The organism is Streptomyces sp. NPDC101178, assembly GCF_044767965.1.
Lineage (GTDB): Bacteria > Actinomycetota > Actinomycetes > Streptomycetales > Streptomycetaceae > Streptomyces.
Genome location: NZ_JBIWOZ010000012.1, coordinates 39,848 through 55,940, shown reverse-complemented (window position 1 = coordinate 55,940; position 16,093 = coordinate 39,848). Strand labels below are relative to the sequence as shown.

14 protein-coding genes are annotated in these 16,093 nt (G+C 71.7%); 9 read left to right on the top strand and 5 right to left on the bottom strand.

Annotated elements, in window-relative coordinates:
• Positions 1-113: 113 nt before the first annotated feature.
• The gene (gene dnaE / locus ACIRR8_RS28655) at positions 114-3,650 is read left to right on the top strand and encodes a DNA polymerase III subunit alpha (protein ID WP_404070202.1); all 3,537 of its coding nucleotides are present in this window, start codon (positions 114-116) and stop codon (positions 3,648-3,650) included.
• Between the two features lie 111 nt (positions 3,651-3,761).
• Here the strand turns inward: dnaE and ACIRR8_RS28650 are convergent, their stop codons facing one another.
• Positions 3,762-3,941, bottom strand: coding sequence for a hypothetical protein (locus tag ACIRR8_RS28650; RefSeq protein WP_404070200.1), 180 nt, complete (start codon positions 3,939-3,941; stop codon positions 3,762-3,764).
• A gap of 291 nt (positions 3,942-4,232) precedes the next feature.
• Here ACIRR8_RS28650 and ACIRR8_RS28645 point away from each other — a divergent pair, with 291 nt between their 5' ends.
• The 4 genes from ACIRR8_RS28645 to ACIRR8_RS28630 all read left to right on the top strand — a co-directional run bounded on the left by ACIRR8_RS28645 (position 4,233) and on the right by ACIRR8_RS28630 (position 8,398).
• Complete coding sequence (locus tag ACIRR8_RS28645; RefSeq protein WP_404070198.1) at positions 4,233-5,507, top strand: NYN domain-containing protein; 1,275 nt, start codon at positions 4,233-4,235, stop codon at positions 5,505-5,507.
• Positions 5,508-5,637: 130 nt separating this feature from the next.
• Positions 5,638-6,621: an ABC transporter ATP-binding protein gene (locus ACIRR8_RS28640; RefSeq protein ID WP_084753379.1), complete on the top strand. Its 984-nt coding sequence runs from the start codon at positions 5,638-5,640 to the stop codon at positions 6,619-6,621.
• A 97-nt stretch (positions 6,622-6,718) separates the two neighbouring features.
• A complete protein-coding gene (locus ACIRR8_RS28635) occupies positions 6,719-7,564 on the top strand; it encodes an ABC transporter permease (protein WP_404070196.1) in 846 nt (281 codons plus the stop codon).
• A 66-nt stretch (positions 7,565-7,630) separates the two neighbouring features.
• Positions 7,631-8,398 (top strand): ABC transporter permease, encoded by a 768-nt coding sequence (locus ACIRR8_RS28630; RefSeq protein WP_404070194.1) that lies wholly within the window; start codon positions 7,631-7,633, stop codon positions 8,396-8,398.
• A gap of 161 nt (positions 8,399-8,559) precedes the next feature.
• On the opposite strand, the gene ybaK is transcribed toward ACIRR8_RS28630, so the two are convergent.
• The 4 genes from ybaK to ACIRR8_RS28610 all read right to left on the bottom strand — a co-directional run bounded on the left by ybaK (position 8,560) and on the right by ACIRR8_RS28610 (position 12,710).
• Complete coding sequence (gene ybaK / locus ACIRR8_RS28625; protein WP_404070192.1) at positions 8,560-9,060, bottom strand: Cys-tRNA(Pro) deacylase; 501 nt, start codon at positions 9,058-9,060, stop codon at positions 8,560-8,562.
• A 16-nt stretch (positions 9,061-9,076) separates the two neighbouring features.
• A complete protein-coding gene (locus ACIRR8_RS28620; RefSeq protein ID WP_404070190.1) occupies positions 9,077-9,841 on the bottom strand; it encodes an LON peptidase substrate-binding domain-containing protein in 765 nt (254 codons plus the stop codon).
• Positions 9,842-9,846: 5 nt separating this feature from the next.
• Entirely contained in the window at positions 9,847-10,887 is a 1,041-nt protein-coding gene (locus ACIRR8_RS28615; protein ID WP_404070188.1) for a hypothetical protein, read from the bottom strand.
• A gap of 221 nt (positions 10,888-11,108) precedes the next feature.
• Positions 11,109-12,710, bottom strand: a complete 1,602-nt coding sequence (locus ACIRR8_RS28610) for an oxidoreductase (protein ID WP_404070186.1) — start codon at positions 12,708-12,710, stop codon at positions 11,109-11,111.
• A 168-nt stretch (positions 12,711-12,878) separates the two neighbouring features.
• Here ACIRR8_RS28610 and hisD point away from each other — a divergent pair, with 168 nt between their 5' ends.
• From hisD to ACIRR8_RS28590, 4 genes are read left to right on the top strand one after another with little or no spacing between them, the layout of a single operon-like run.
• Positions 12,879-14,201, top strand: a complete 1,323-nt coding sequence (gene hisD / locus ACIRR8_RS28605) for a histidinol dehydrogenase (protein WP_404070184.1) — start codon at positions 12,879-12,881, stop codon at positions 14,199-14,201.
• Positions 14,198-15,328: a histidinol-phosphate transaminase gene (locus tag ACIRR8_RS28600; RefSeq protein ID WP_404070182.1), complete on the top strand. Its 1,131-nt coding sequence runs from the start codon at positions 14,198-14,200 to the stop codon at positions 15,326-15,328. Before hisD ends, ACIRR8_RS28600 begins: the two co-directional genes overlap by 4 nt.
• On the top strand, positions 15,325-15,921 hold the full coding sequence (gene hisB / locus ACIRR8_RS28595; RefSeq protein WP_402012340.1) for an imidazoleglycerol-phosphate dehydratase HisB: 597 nt from the start codon (positions 15,325-15,327) through the stop codon (positions 15,919-15,921). The genes ACIRR8_RS28600 and hisB overlap by 4 nt, the downstream gene beginning before the upstream one ends.
• Positions 15,918-16,085 (top strand): hypothetical protein, encoded by a 168-nt coding sequence (locus ACIRR8_RS28590; RefSeq protein ID WP_003969742.1) that lies wholly within the window; start codon positions 15,918-15,920, stop codon positions 16,083-16,085. The genes hisB and ACIRR8_RS28590 overlap by 4 nt, the downstream gene beginning before the upstream one ends.
• Positions 16,086-16,093: the final 8 nt, after the last annotated feature.

Genomic DNA, 16,093 nt, shown 5'->3' with positions numbered 1-16,093 from the left:
CTCTCCAACGCTCGGCGGAAGCCGGGAGTGCCCGTCGTCCGACTCCGTCACGTCGTAGACTTCCACGCTGTCCCCCCGTCCGTCATCGCCCGACTTCCCGGAGGCCCGACGCCGTGACCAAGCCGCCCTTCACGCACCTGCACGTTCACACCCAGTACTCGCTGCTGGACGGTGCGGCGCGGCTCAAGGACATGTTCGAGGCGGCCAACGAGATGGGCATGACGCACATCGCGATGACCGACCACGGCAACCTCCACGGGGCGTACGACTTCTTCCACTCGGCGAAGAAGGCGGACGTCACACCGATCATCGGCATCGAGGCGTACGTCGCTCCGGAGTCGCGCAAACACAAGCGGAAGGTGCAGTGGGGACAGCCGCACCAGAAGCGCGACGACGTGTCCGGATCCGGTGGTTACACCCACAAGACGATCTGGGCGTCCAACAAGACCGGGCTGCACAACCTCTTCCGGCTCTCCTCCGACGCGTACGCCGAAGGCTGGCTCCAGAAGTGGCCCCGGATGGACAAGGAGACCATCTCCCAGTGGTCCGAGGGGCTCATCGCCTCCACCGGCTGCCCCTCCGGCGAGGTCCAGACCCGGCTGCGGCTGGGCCAGTTCGACGAGGCGGTCCAGGCCGCCTCCGACTACAAGGACATCTTCGGCGCGGGCCGGTACTTCCTGGAGCTGATGGACCACGGCATCGAGATCGAGCGCCGGGTCCGCGACGGGCTGCTGGAGATCGGCAAGAAGCTCGACATCCCGCCGCTGGTCACCAACGACTCCCACTACACGTACGCGCACGAGGCCACCGCCCACGACGCCCTGCTCTGCATCCAGACCGGCAAGAACCTCTCCGACCCGGACCGCTTCCGCTTCGACGGCACCGGCTACTACCTGAAGACGACGGACGAGATGTACGCCGTCGACTCCTCCGACGCCTGGCAGCAGGGGTGCGCCAACACCCTTCTGGTCGCCGAGCAGATCGACACCTCCGGCATGTTCGAGGCGAAGAACCTCATGCCGAAGTTCGAGATCCCGGACGGCTTCACGGAGATCACCTGGTTCCAGGAGGAAGTCCGGACCGGCATGGCCCGCCGCTTCCCGAACGGTGTCCCCGACGACCGGCAGAAGCAGGTCGAGTACGAGATGGACATCATCATCCAGATGGGGTTCCCGGGGTACTTCCTGGTCGTCGCCGACTTCATCATGTGGGCCAAGAACAACGGCATCGCCGTGGGCCCCGGCCGTGGTTCGGCGGCCGGTTCGATCGTGTCGTACGCGATGGGCATCACCGACCTCGACCCGATCGAGCACGGGCTGATCTTCGAGCGGTTCCTCAACCCCGAGCGCGTCTCCATGCCCGATGTCGACATCGACTTCGACGAGCGCAGGCGCGTCGAGGTGATCCGGTACGTGACCGAGAAGTACGGCGCCGACAAGGTCGCCATGATCGGCACGTACGGCAAGATCAAGGCGAAGAACGCCATCAAGGACTCGGCCCGCGTGCTGGGCTACCCGTACGCCATGGGCGACCGCCTCACCAAGGCGATGCCCGCCGACGTCCTCGGCAAGGGCATCGACCTCAACGGCATCACCGACCCCAAGCACCCGCGCTACAGCGAGGCGGGCGAGATCCGGGGGATGTACGAGAACGAGGCGGACGTCAAGAAGGTCATCGACACCGCGAAGGGTGTCGAGGGCCTGGTCCGGCAGATGGGCGTGCACGCCGCCGGCGTCATCATGTCCAGCGAGCCGATCGTCGACCACGCACCGGTCTGGGTCCGGCACACCGACGGCGTCACCATCACGCAGTGGGACTACCCGCAGTGCGAGTCGCTCGGCCTGCTGAAGATGGACTTCCTCGGCCTGCGCAACCTGACGATCATGGACGACGCCATCAAGATGGTGAAGTCCAACAAGGGCATCGACCTGGAGATGCTCTCCCTGCCGCTGGACGACCCCAAGACGTACGAACTGCTCTGCCGCGGTGACACGCTCGGCGTCTTCCAGTTCGACGGCGGGCCGATGCGCTCCCTGCTCCGCCAGATGCAGCCCGACAACTTCGAGGACATCTCCGCCGTCTCGGCCCTCTACCGGCCGGGCCCGATGGGCATGAACTCGCACACGAACTACGCGGAGCGCAAGAACGGCCGCCAGGAGATCACCCCGATCCACCCGGAGCTGGAGGAGCCCCTCAAGGAGGTCCTCGGCCTCACCTACGGCCTGATCGTCTACCAGGAGCAGGTCCAGAAGGCCGCCCAGATCGTCGCCGGGTACTCGCTCGGCGAGGCCGACATCCTGCGCCGCGTGATGGGCAAGAAGAAGCCCGAGGAGCTGGCGAAGAACTTCGTCCTCTTCGAGAAGGGCGCCAAGGACAAGGGCTTCTCCGACGCGGCGATCAAGGCGCTGTGGGACGTCCTGGTGCCGTTCGCCGGGTACGCGTTCAACAAGGCGCACTCCTCGGCGTACGGCCTGGTCACCTACTGGACCGCCTACCTCAAGGCGAACTACCCGGCCGAGTACATGGCGGCCCTGCTGACCTCGGTCAAGGACGACAAGGACAAGTCCGCGGTCTACCTCAACGAGTGCCGCCGCATGCGCATCAAGGTGCTCCCGCCGAACGTCAACGAGTCGCTGTCCAACTTCGCCGCCCAGGGCGACGACGTGATCCTCTTCGGCCTGACCGCCATCCGCAACGTCGGCCAGAACGTCGTGGACTCGATCATCCGGTCCCGTAAGGCGAAGGGGAAGTACAGCTCCTTCCCCGACTTCCTGGACAAGGTCGAGGCGGTCGTCTGCAACAAGCGCACCGTCGAATCGCTGATCAAAGCCGGCGCCTTCGACGAGATGGGCCACACCCGCAAGGGGCTCGTCGCCCACCACGAGCCGATGATCGACAACGTGGTCCAGGTCAAGCGCAAGGAGGCCGAGGGGCAGTTCGACCTCTTCGGCGGCGGCGAGGAGGAGAGCGGCGAGCCGGGCTTCGGGCTCGACGTGGAGTTCTCCGACATCGAGTGGGAGAAGGCCTACCTGCTCGCGCAGGAGCGGGAGATGCTCGGCCTGTACGTCTCCGACCACCCGCTCTTCGGCCTGGAGCACGTGCTGTCCGACAAGGCCGACTCCTCGATCTCCCAGCTGATGGGCGGGGACTACGGGGACGGCGCCATCGTCACCGTCGGCGGCATCATCTCCGGCCTCCAGCGCAAGATGACCAAGCAGGGCAACGCCTGGGCCATCGCCACCGTGGAGGACCTGGCCGGCTCCATCGAGTGCATGTTCTTCCCCGCCACCTACCAGCTGGTCTCCACCCAGCTCGTCGAGGACACCGTCGTCTTCGTCAAGGGACGGCTCGACAAGCGCGAGGACGTGCCCCGGCTCGTCGCCATGGAGATGCAGGTCCCGGACATCTCCAACGCCGGCACCAACGCGCCGGTCATCCTCACCATCCCCACCGTGAAGATCACCCCGCCGATGGTCACCCGGCTCGGCGAGGTGCTCAGCCACCACCGCGGCGACACCGAGGTGCGCATCAGGCTCCAGGGCCCGAGCAAGACCACCGTGCTCCGGCTCGACCGGCACCGGGTCAAGGCCGATTCGGCCCTCTTCGGCGACCTGAAGGTGCTGCTCGGCCCGGCCTGCCTGGCCGGCTGAGGCTTTTCGGAACGGCGTACGAACGAGTTTCAGAACGGCGTACGAACGAGAGGGGCGTCCCGCACCGGCGGGACGCCCCTCTCGTCTCTACGACCGCGAGCGGCCGACGCGTCAGTTGTGACCGAAGCGCCGCTGGTGCTTGCGCGCCACGTCGGACGGGCTGCCCTGGGACTGTGTCTGCGACTGGGTCTGCGACTCGAACGCCGTCGACTTGGCCTGCTCGGCGCTACGCTCCGACGCGGACGCTCGATCGTGCTGGCTGCCCTGCTTGCGGTTCTTGTTCTTGGCCATGATGAATGCCTCCTGTGGGGAATCCTGGGGGGCCAGGACCATCGTCAGACTCACATAGCGCCGCAAACCGTGCATGTTGGATCATTACCGTGCGTAGCGGTATCCCCGGTGAGGGCCATTCCCGCCGTGCGCCCCAGACCTTTTCCAGCCCTTTCCCGATTCGCCACGCCGATGATCGAGTTCCGGCCGTTAACCCTTGTGCGGTCGGGCAGACTCGAAGGAAACCCTGGGTAAGCGGACCCGGTCATCGAGGGGCGGGCCGCTGAACCGTTCCCGAACTCCTGGAAGAGGGTGGAACGCGTGGACCGTTGCGTCGTCCTGGTGGACGCCGGCTACTTGCTGGGCGCAGCCGCGAGTCTGCTGGCCGGGGAGCCCGCCCGTTCCCGGATCACCGTCGACCACGCGGCCCTCATCCAGGGGCTGCGCGAGCGGGCCGAGGCCGATACACAGCAGCCGCTGCTGCGGATCTACTGGTTCGACGGCGCCCCCGACCGGGTGCCCCAGCCCGAGCACCGCAGGCTCCGGGTGATGCCCAGGGTGACCGTACGACTGGGAGCCCTGACCCGCAGCGACGGACGCTGGGCGCAGAAGGGCGTGGACGCCGCCATGCACGCCGAGCTCACCGAGCTGGCCAGGAACCGGGCCTGCTCCGACGTGGTCCTGGTGACCGGCGACGGCGACCTGCTGCCCGGCCTCATGTCCGCCAAGGAGCACGGCGTCGCCGTCCACCTCTGGGCCGTCCAGGCCGCCGACGGCGACTACAACCAGTCCGAGGACCTCGTCGCCGAGGCGGACGAGCGCCGCGTCCTCGACCGGGCCTGGATCACCAAGGCCGTACGCGCCAAGGACACCGGCGGCAACTGCCCGCCGCCGCCCGCCCCGCGCCCCGAGATCGCCGCCATCCTCTCCGCGCCGCTGCCCGAGGCCGCCCTCGCCGCCTCCGCCGAGCGGGCCTCCGAAGCGACCCAGGCCGCGCAGGCCGCCGCCGCCCGCAACGGCCCCGCCGCACCCGCCGAGACCGAACCCTCCCAGACCCCGTCGGTCCCCGGCCACAAGACCGTCCCCACCCCCAAGGACCTCGCCGCCCTCCGCGCCCACGCCACCCACCCCGACCGGAGCGCCGCCCAGCACGCGGCCCCCGCCGGCGCCACCCTGCGCTGGTCCTCCGACAAGGGCTGGGTCGAGCGCTCCGGCCCGCTCGGCGAACCCGCCGAGACCGCCTCCCTGCCGACCCTCGCCCAGCTCACCAGCGCCGAACAGCGGTGGGCCGACCGGGAGGAGGACATCACCACCGTCGGCGGCGACCCCTTCGAGGTCGGCCAGGTCTTCGCCCGCCGGTGGATGGAGCGCCTCCCGGAGACCGTCCACCTCCAGAAGCTCTCCACCATGTACCCGCGCATCCCGCACCGCATCGACGGCGAACTCCTGCGGTACGCGGCCCGCTTCGGGCTCCTCGCCCACAAGGACGACCAGATCGACGAGCACGACCGGTACGCGATCCGGGCCGGGTTCTGGCGCGAGATCGACGTGCGCGCGGCGGCGGAGCACGTGCCCGCGGGGGAGTAGCGCCTTTCCCCCGGACCGCGCCGCATCCCGCGACGCGTGGTGGCCCCGGACGCGAACCGGGGCATGTGACCCCGTACCCTCGTACCTCGTGAGTACGGGCACAGCACAGGCGCAGAGCGACACCGGCACCGTGTGCGCGGTGCGTGACCTCGTCAAGACCTATCCCGCCGTCCGGGGCCGCCGCGGCGCGCCCGCCACGCCCGAGGTGCGGGCCACCGACGGAATCAGCCTCGACGTCGAGCGCGGCGAGATCTTCGGACTGCTCGGCCCCAACGGCGCCGGCAAGTCCACCCTCGTCCGCCAGCTCACCGGGCTGATGCGCCCCGACTCCGGCTCCGTCGAAGTCCTCGGCCACGACCTCGTACGCCACCCCGAGCGGGCCTCCCGGCTGATCGGCTACCTCGGGCAGGAGTCCACCGCCCTGGACGAGCTGACCGTCTCGCTGGCCGCCGAGACCACCGGACGGCTGCGCGGCCTCCACGTCCGCGAGGCGCGCGCCGAACGCGACGCCGTCCTGGAGGAGCTCGGCCTGACCGAGCTGGCCGGGCGGCCCCTGAAGAAGCTCTCCGGCGGCCAGCGCAGGCTCGCCTGCTTCGCCGCCACGCTCGTCGGTGACCGGCCCGTACTGGTCCTGGACGAGCCCACGACCGGCATGGACCCGGTGGCCCGGCGGGCCGTCTGGGCCGCCGTCGACCGCCGTCGGGCCGAGCGCGGCGCGACCGTCCTGCTGGTCACCCACAACGTCATCGAGGCCGAGACCGTCCTCGACCGGGTCGCCGTCCTGGAACGCGGCCGGGTCATCGCCTGCGACACCCCCTCCGGGCTCAAGGAGAAGGTCGCCGGCGAGGTCCGCGTCGAGCTGATGTGGCGTGAGCGGGCGCCGCTGGACGTCCCGGAGGTCGCGGCGCTGCGCCCGTCCGCCCAGGAGTCCGGGCGGCGCTGGGTGCTGCGGCTCGGCCCCGACGAGGCCCGGGCCGCGGTCGCCGCGGTGACGGGCGGCGCGGCCTTCGCCGCGCTCGACGATTTCACCCTGGCCACACCCAGCCTGGAAGATGTGTACCTGGCGCTCGGCGGGGACGCGGCCAATGCGAGCAAGGGGCTGGTGAAGGCGTGAGGATCCGGGGACGCGGAGCGCTGAACGGGGCGCGGGCACCGTACGTAGTGGTGGGCGCGGTGGATGTACTGGACCGGTGTAAGGGGAGCGGCCTCAGGTGACGAGCATCATTCCGGCCAGGACCGCACCGTCGCGCGTCCGGCCCCTGCCCCGCCCCTCCGGCCCCGGCTCCGCCGCGCGGACCGTGCCCGCCCCGCTCGCTCCGCGCGCCCGGCTGGTGCCATCGCTGGCCGCCGTCTACCGCGCCCAGCTCTCCCGGGCGCGCGTCGCCCGGATCCCGCTGCTCTTCGTGGCGACCTTCCAGTCCGTCGGGATCATGGTCCTGATGCGCGGGGTCGTCGACGGCGGCGCGGAGGCCCGTGCGGTGGTCGCCGGCTCCAGCGTGCTGGTGGTGGCGTTCGTCGCGCTGAACCTGCTCGCGCAGTACTTCGGTCAGCTGCGGGCCGGCGGCGGGCTCGACCACTACGCCACGCTGCCGGTGCCGCCCGCCGCGGTGGTGCTGGGAGCGGCGGGCGCGTACGCCTCCTTCACCGTGCCCGGCACGGTTTTCACGGCGATCACCGGCAGCGTGCTTTTCCAGCTCCCGATGACCCATCTCTGGGTCCTGGTCGCCGTCATCCCGCTCTCCGGCGCCGCCCTGGCCGGTCTGGGAGCGGCTCTCGGGCTGCTCGCGCCGCGCCAGGAGCTGGCCACACTGCTGGGCCAGCTCGGCATGTCCGCCGCGCTGCTGCTAGGAGTGCTGCCGGCCGACCGGCTGCCGGAGCCGGTGGGGTGGGCGCGGGACCTGCTGCCGTCGACGTACGGGGTCGAGGCGCTGGCCCGCTCCTTCGACGCGTCACCGGACTGGGGCATGATCGGCCTCTTCCTCGCGGTGTGCGCGGTGGTGGGGGTGCTGTCGCTGGCGGTGGCCACGTGGGCGTACCGGCGGGCGGCGGTGCGGTAGGGGCGGTTCGTACGCCGGTGGCGTGCCGTGCGCACGCGTGCGGCAGCCGGTGAGGCGCCGCACAGGGTGGCCTGGCACGATGGCACGGTGACCGCACCTCTGACGCCGCCTCACCAGCCGGACCCCCACGATCCGTGGCAGGCTCCGCCCTCGGGCTCCCACCTCGCGCCCGCGTTCGACTCGCCCGACGACCCGGACACGGCGACGGAGCTCCGTCAGGCCGCCGTGGTCACCGTGCTCGTGGCGCTCGCCGGTGTCGCGCTCGGGCTGCTGTGGCTGTGGCTCGCGCCCCGGGTCCCCCTGGTCTCCGACGGCAGCGCCGTCTTCCTGGAGAACAGCGAGGGCGAGGAGGCGATCGGGGCGGACGGAACGTTTGTCCTGCTGGCGGCCGGGTTCGGCCTGCTGTCGGCGGCCGCCGTCTTCTGGCGGCTGCGGCGGGGCGGGGTCCTCGTGGTGATCGCTCTCGCGCTGGGCAGTGTGCTCGGCTCGCTGGCTGCCTGGCGGGTCGGGGTCTGGCTGGGCCCGTCCTCCGACGTGGTGGCCCGGGCGCGGGAAGCCGGCAAGGGCGTCGTCTTCGACGCGCCGCTGGAGCTGCACGGGGTGGCGGCGGCGGTGCTGGTGTGGCCGTTCGTGGCGCTGGCCCTGCATGTCCTGCTGACGGCGGCGTTCGGGGAGCGGGAGCCGGTGCCGGAGCCGGAGTGGGCGGGGCTGGGCTGGTCGTCGTATTACGGGGAGCCGGGGGCGGGTGGGCCGCCGCCCGGGCCGGGTGGGGCTGGGCAGGGCGGGCCGCCGTCTGGGGGACCGGGGGGCTCAGGGGGGCCGGGGGGCTCGTAGGGCGCCTGCGGCGGGCTGTTCCCCTACCCGCCCCTTCCCGAAACCGGGGCGCTGCCCCGGACCCCGCTCCTCAGGCGCCGGAGGGGCTGGGTTTCAGGCTCCGCCCCGGACTCCGCTCCTCAAGCGCCGGAAGGGCTGGATTCTGCCGGCCCGCGCAGCGCCTACGCCCCCCGCCCGATCTCCGCGAACACCGCCCCCGTCAGCCCCGCCAGATCCTCCGCCGCCAGCTCCACCTCCAGGCCCCGGCGCCCAGCCGAGACGCAGATCGTGGCGTGTGAGCGGGCCGACGCGTCCAGCACCGTACGCAGGCGTCTGCGCTGGCCCAGCGGGGAGATGCCGCCGCGGACGTAGCCCGTCGTGCGTTCCGCCGCCGTCGGGTCCGCCATCGTGGCGCGTTTGCCGCCCACCGCCGCCGCCAGGGCCTTGAGGTCCAGGGAGCCGGCCACCGGGACGACGGCGACCGTCAGTTCGCCGTCGACCTCCGCGACCAGGGTCTTGAAGACCCGGTCGGGGGAGACTCCCATGGCCTCGGCGGCCTCCTCGCCGTAGGAGGGGGCGGCCGGGTCGTGGTCGTAGGCGTGGACCGTGAAGGCGGTGCCCGCCTCGGTCAGGGCGACCGTGGCGGGGGTTCCGCCCGACTGCTTCTTCGGCTTCTTGGCCACGGTGGGTAGTCCTTGGTCAGTTGGGGTGCGTCGGGGCGCGGGTCAGGTCCGGCGCGGGCAGTGACGGGAGGTGGCGGATGACCGCCGTCTCCCGGCGCAGCAGCGTCAGCTCCTCGCGCAGCCTGGTCGCGGTGTCCGGGGCCTGGAGGAGGCGCTGCCTGGTCGGGACGTCCAGGACGGTGGCCGCCGCGACCAGGTAGGAGACGACGGACGGGTCGTCGGGCAGCTCGGTGCCGGTGGCGAGCGAGCGTTCGGTCGCTCCGGCCAGCCGCTTCTGGTAGGCGCGGAACGCCCGCAGCACGCCTTCGGCGAGGGCTCCGGCCTCGTCGGCCTCGTCCTCGGCGGGCGGTTCCTCTGTGACCTCCTCGACCTCGGCGCTCAGATACGGGCCGCTCGCGTCGACGGAGAGCAGCCGGACCCGGGTGGTGCCGGTGGCCAGGATCTCGAAGCTGCCGTCCGGCCGCTCGCGGATGGTAGCCGCGTCGGCGACGCAGCCGACCCGGTGGAAGGTCTGGATCGGGTCGGGGCCGAAGCCCTCGGCCGGAGCACGCTCGGCGGGCGGCGCGGAGGCGACCGGGTCCGGCATGCCGGTGCCCGTCACCGCGGTCTCGCGGCCGTCGCGGATCGCGACCACGACGAAGCGGCGAGGTTCGTCCTCGTCGCTCTTCAGCAGCTCCCGCATCATGGCGCGGTAGCGCTCCTCGAAGACGTTGAGCGGCAGCACGAGGCCCGGGAACAGCACCGTGTTGAGCGGGAAAAGGGGCAGACGGGCGGTGGTCACAACGCTCAAGCGTAATGGCCGCGCGGACGTCCGCGGTCGGCCCGGGCGCGCAAGGGTGTCACGGAGGCCGCCTGGAGCCGCGCGCCGTCCCGCGCGTCGAGGAACCGGCCCAGGGCGTCGTCGGAGACCGAGGACCACGGGAACGACGTCGCGTGCTGCCCGATCAGCGTGAACTGCTCCAGCGCCTCGGCCCAGCGCCCACGGGCGAGGAGCACGTACGCGAGGAGGTTGCGCACCTCGGCGGGCCACGGGTCGCCGGGCCGGTAGGCGGCCGACAGCCGGATGGCCGCGTCCGCCGCCGCGTCGATCCGCTCCTCCAGTACGGAGGTGGTGCGGCCCGCCGCCTGCGCGTCCAGGAGCAGCGCGAAGGCGGCCCGGACCGGCAGGGCCTGCACCAGCGAGTGCGGTACGGCGTCCTCGGCGGCCCGCTCGGCGAAGTCGAAGCACTCGCGGTGCGAGCCGTACCAGGCGGCGGAGAGGTAGCGCAGCGCCGCCACATGGCAGCCGTAGTGGTGCGCGGAGCGCCGTATCGCCTGTTCCCACAGCGACTCGAAGGCGGTGTGCGTGGCGTGGCTGCCGCGCGCGTGGTCCAGCGCGAGCCGCCACGGCACCGGGTCGCGCGGGTCCGCCTCTGCGGCGGCCGTGATCAGCGGGCCGACCTCGTGGAGCCGCTCCGCGCGGGCGGGCGACTCCCAGGCCCGGCGGACCGCGAGCTCCGCCTTGACCAGCAGCGCGTCCGGGTCGCGCGGGGCCGTGGCCAGCCAGTCGGTGAGCCAGCCGTCCCGGTGGCGGGCGAAGGTGACGAGTCTGCCGAGATAGCGGTCGCGGTTCTCCCAGTCGGCGGTGTCCCGGGTGGTCGCCAGCAGCTTGGCGGCCGGTTCGTGGTCGCCGAGGGCCGCCGCCACCAGCGCCGGTGAGAGCCGCTCGTCGGGGGCGTCGAGCAGCACGGCGTCATCCGCGGGCAGTCCGGCGCACAGCGGAGGGCTGTGCCGGATCATGCGCGCGGTACTGAGCAGAGCGCGAAGGAAGGCCATGGTGCAGACCATTGAAAAGCGCTGGTGAGGGCCGCGCCAGGGGGGCGCTGTGAAGCTTCTGTGCCGAGTGCATGGGTTGTGTCGGCCCGGGTCAAGAAAGGGCAAAGGAAATGTCCGGCGGTGGCTTGAAAATGACCTTCCGGTCACGGCGTCACCGCCGCCACAGTGGCCCCGCACACCTCCCGGAACGGCCGGTCCCGGCCGCCCTCACCCCGCACGAACTGCCCTTTCGGTCAGCCCCTGCGCAGTAGCCGGGAGGCCCCGGCAGCCACCGTCGTGGCCAGAACCCATCCCACGAGCACCAGAGCGGCCGCGGCCCACTGCCAGCCGCCCTCCATCCGCCAGTAGCCGTCCTGGCCGAGGTTGATCACCGGGATCAGGAGGTCCAGGGCGTAGAGCGCCGGATTCCACTCGGGGGACTCGTCGTTCTTGATCGACGCCGGGTCGTACCGGGAGAAGGCCGCCGTCCCCGCCGCCCACAGCACCGCCATCCACACCGCAGCCCGCCCCGGCCGGTACCCGTACGCCACCGTCCAGTCCTGGAGGAACCCCCACGCCTTCGCGGCCGGCGGCAGCGTCTCCCGGCGGCGCCGCTGCTTGGCCAGCAGCACCTCCCGCGCGTCGGAGTCCTCCCCGCTGCCGCGCAGCACCGCCGCGAGGCGCTCGTACGGCTCTGGGACGTACTCCGGCGTCGCCGCCGACACCCACTCCAGCCGCCGCGAGAGCGGGAAGTGGCCGTACGGGACGAGGTTCTCGTAGACGAAACCGCCCATCGCCAGACCGCCGGGCCCCGGCCAGCTGGTGGACAGGTCGATCAGCGTCACCACCTTCGCGCCGTTCAGCACGACCCGGCCCTCCTCCGGCCGCTCCGCGTTGAACCGCAGCTCCGGCGTGACGATCCGGCGCAGCGACAGCTCCTCCTGCCGCGTCATCGAGAACCGGGCCTTGTGCAGGTCCACCGCGTCCCCGAACCGCCCGTCGTCCAGCCGCACCCCGCCCTTGCACTCGAAGATCTGCGACCGGGTCCCGCGCGCCGGGGTCGGCGCGTAGACCACGCCGTACGGAGGTGTCGTGCCCTGGTTCCCGGTGTCGACGCTCACCCACGCCTCGGTCATGTACAGCGTGCGCTCCACCGTCAGCTGCGGCGCGTTCAGCGCGCGCCGGTCCTCCGCCGCCCGCAGATGGCTGCCGCGCAGACTCAGCGAACCGCCCACCTTCGCCCCGCGCAGACTCAGCTCACCGTGCGTCTCGATCATCTCGGCCTGGAGGTCCTGGGCGACCGACATGCCGTCCCCGACGAAGGCCCGGCCGTGCCGGTCCGGCCCCACGCTCAGCTGGTTGATCAGCAGATCCGTGCCGATCTGCGCGTCGGTCAGCCGGATGCCCCGGTCGATCCGGCAGCGCGGCAGATGCAGATCGCCCTCCGTGTGCAGCCGGGCCGCCTCCAGCCGCGGCAGTAAGCAGCCCACCATGCGCAGGGTGGTGAAGTGGCACTCCGGCAGCACCACCTCCTGCTCGAAACGGCACCCCGTCAGCTCCACGTACGGCGAGACCCGCCCGCCCGCCAGATCCAGCTTCCCGGTGATCCGCACCCCCCGGAGCTTGAGCGCCGCCACCCGGCCCGGCCGCGCCGGCGGGCCGCTCAGCAGGAGCCGCGCCACCGTCCGCGCCCCGACACTCCGCTCCGGCCCCCAGGGGTGCGGGCCGAACGGATCGTTGCGGGCGGAGTCGTAGGTACGTAAGTCGTAGGTCGTCCCGTTCCGGAAGGACTGCCACATGCCCAGCTCCGCCGCGCTGAGCCCGTCCGGGATATCGCCTTCGTGCGGCTCGGTCACGGCCGCTCCCTCCGTGCACACATGCTGTAGTGCTGTTCTTCCCTCTGCGTGACGGCGTGAAAGCTATCGGTCAGCAGTGACAACCGGTGCGACCCGAGTTGGCCGAGACATGTATCAGCCAGTGATACGGGCGACCGGCGCTCCTGAGCGGTCTGCGAGAATTGCGGTGTGATCTCTCGAATCGATCTGCGCGGCGACACCCTCCCCGAGGGTTCGGCCCTGCGCGACCTGCTGCCCCGTGCCGAGTTCGACGTGGAAGCCGCCCTGGAGACGGTGCGGCCCATCTGCGAGGACGTACGCCATCGTGGCTCCGCGGCAGTGATCGAGTGGGGGGAGAAGCTCGACGGTGTCCGGATCTCGTCGGTCCGGGTGCCCGCCGGGGCGCTGAAGCAGGCGCTGGAGGAGCTGGACCCGGCCGTCCGCGCCGCGCTGGAGGAGTCGATCCGCCGCGCCCGCCTCGTCCACCGCGAGCAGCGTCGCACCACGCACACCACCCAGGTCGTCCCCGGCGGCACCGTCACCGAGAAGTGGGTGCCCGTCGAGCGGGTCGGGCTCTACGTCCCCGGCGGCCGCTCGGTCTACCCCTCCTCCGTCGTGATGAACGTCGTCCCGGCCCAGGAGGCGGGCGTCGAGGGCGTCGCCGTCGCCTCCCCGCCCCAGAAGGGCTTCGGCGGCCTCCCGCACCCCACGATCCTCGCCGCCTGCGCCCTGCTCGGCGTCGACGAGGTGTACGCGGCCGGCGGGGCCCAGGCCGTCGCGATGTTCGCGTACGGCACCGAGGACTGCCCCCCGGTCAACCTGGTCACCGGCCCCGGCAACATCTACGTCGCCGCCGCCAAGCGCCTCCTCAAGGGCCGCATCGGCATCGACGCCGAGGCCGGGCCCACCGAGATCGCGATCCTCGCCGACGCCACCGCCGACCCGGTGCACGTGGCCGCCGACCTGATCAGCCAGGCCGAGCACGACCCGATGGCCGCCGCCGTCCTGGTCACCGACTCCGAGGAGCTGGCCGCCGCCACCGAGGCGGAGCTGGTCCCGCAGGTCGCCGCGACCAAGCACGTCGAGGACCGGATCGAGCCCGCGCTGGCCGGCCGCCAGTCCGCGATCGTGCTGGTCTCGTCCATCGCGGACGGCCTCAAGGTCGTCGACGCGTACGGTGCCGAGCACCTGGAGATCCAGACCGCCGACGCCGCCGCCGTCGCCGACCGGGTCCGCAACGCCGGAGCGATCTTCGTCGGCCCCTGGTCCCCGGTCTCGCTCGGCGACTACTGCGCCGGCTCCAACCACGTCCTGCCCACCGGCGGCTGCGCCTGCCACTCCTCGGGCCTCTCCGTGCAGTCCTTCCTGCGCGGCATCCACATCGTCGACTACAGCCGCGACGCGCTCGCCGAGGTGACCCACCATGTCGTGACCCTCGCAGAGGCGGAGGACCTCCCCGCCCACGGCGCAGCGCTCAAGGCTAGGTTCGGCTGGAAGGTTCCGCAGCAGTGACGTACGACAGCACCGCCCCTCTCAACCCCTGGGACGAGCTCCCCATCCGCGACGAGCTGCGCGGCCAGTCCCCGTACGGAGCGCCGCAGCTCGACGTTCCCGTCCGCCTCAACACCAACGAGAACCCCTACCCGCTGCCCGAGGCGCTCGTCGACCGCATCGCCGAGCGCGTTCGCGAGGCCGCCCGCGACCTCAACCGCTACCCCGACCGGGACGCGGTGGAGCTGCGCACCGAGCTGGCCCGCTATCTCAGCCGGACCGCCGGACACGAGGTCACGGCGGCCGACGTCTGGGCCGCCAACGGCTCCAACGAGGTCCTCCAGCAGCTGCTCCAGACCTTCGGCGGGCCCGGCCGCACCGCGATCGGCTTCGAACCCTCGTACTCGATGCACGCCCTGATCTCCCGGGGCACCGGCACCGCCTGGATCTCCGGGCCGCGAGGCGAAGACTTCACCATCGACGTCGAGGCCGCCCGCGCCGCCATCGCCGAGCACCGCCCCGAGGTCGTCTTCATCACCTCGCCCAACAACCCCACCGGCACGGCGGTGAACGCCGACACCGTCCTCGCCCTGTACGACGCCGCCCAGGCCGCCGGGCCCTCGATCGTCGTCGTCGACGAGGCGTACGGCGAGTTCAGCCACCACGCCTCGCTCCTCCCGCTGATCGCGGGCCGCCGCAACCTGGTCGTCTCGCGGACCATGTCCAAGGCGTTCGGCGCCGCCGGGCTGCGCCTGGGCTACCTCGCCGCCGACCCGGCCGTCGTCGACGCGGTCCAGCTGGTGCGGCTGCCGTACCACCTCTCCTCCGTCACCCAGGCCACCGCGCTCGCCGCCCTGGAGCACACCGATACGCTGCTGGGGTACGTCGCGCAGCTCAAGAGCGAGCGCGACCGGCTGGTGGCCGAGCTGCGCGCCGCCGGCTACGAGGTCACCGAGTCGGACGCCAACTTCGTCCAGTTCGGCCGCTTCGACGACAGCCACGCCGTCTGGCAGCAGATCCTCGACCGGGGCGTGCTGGTCCGGGACAACGGCGTACCGGGATGGCTGCGGGTCACCGCGGGAACCCCGGCAGAGAACGACGCGTTCCTCGATGCGGTACGCGAACTCAAGAAGGAGCACGACGCATGAGCCCCCGCGTAGGCCGCGTGGAACGCACCACGAAGGAAACGTCCGTGCTGGTCGAGATCAACCTCGACGGCACCGGAAAGGTCGATGTCGCCACCGGGGTCGGCTTCTACGACCACATGCTCGACCAGCTCGGCCGCCACGGCCTCTTCGACCTCACGGTCAAGACCGAGGGCGACCTGCACATCGACAGCCACCACACCATCGAGGACACCGCGCTCGCGCTCGGCGCCGCCTTCAAGCAGGCCCTCGGCGACAAGGTCGGCATCTACCGCTTCGGCAACTGCACCGTCCCGCTGGACGAGTCGCTCGCCCAGGTCACCGTCGACCTCTCCGGCCGCCCGTACCTCGTGCACACCGAGCCCGAGAAGATGGCGCCGATGATCGGCGCGTATGACACGACGATGACCCGGCACATCCTGGAGTCCTTCGTCGCGCAGGCGCAGATCGCGCTGCACGTCCACGTGCCGTACGGGCGCAACGCGCACCACATCGTGGAGTGCCAGTTCAAGGCGCTCGCCCGCGCCCTGCGGTACGCCTGTGAGCACGACCCGCGCGCCGCCGGCATCCTGCCCTCCACGAAGGGCGCCCTGTGACCGGCCTCAACACCATCCTGATCGTCGTCGGCCTCTTCCTGGCCGGCGGCGTCTACTCCTTCGCCAAGCAGGGGATGCCCAAGGGCGTCATCGTGCTGCTGTCGATCGGCTCCGTGATGTGCCTGGTGGCGGGCATCCTGCGGATCCAGGGCCTGTGGGACTGAGGGGCGCG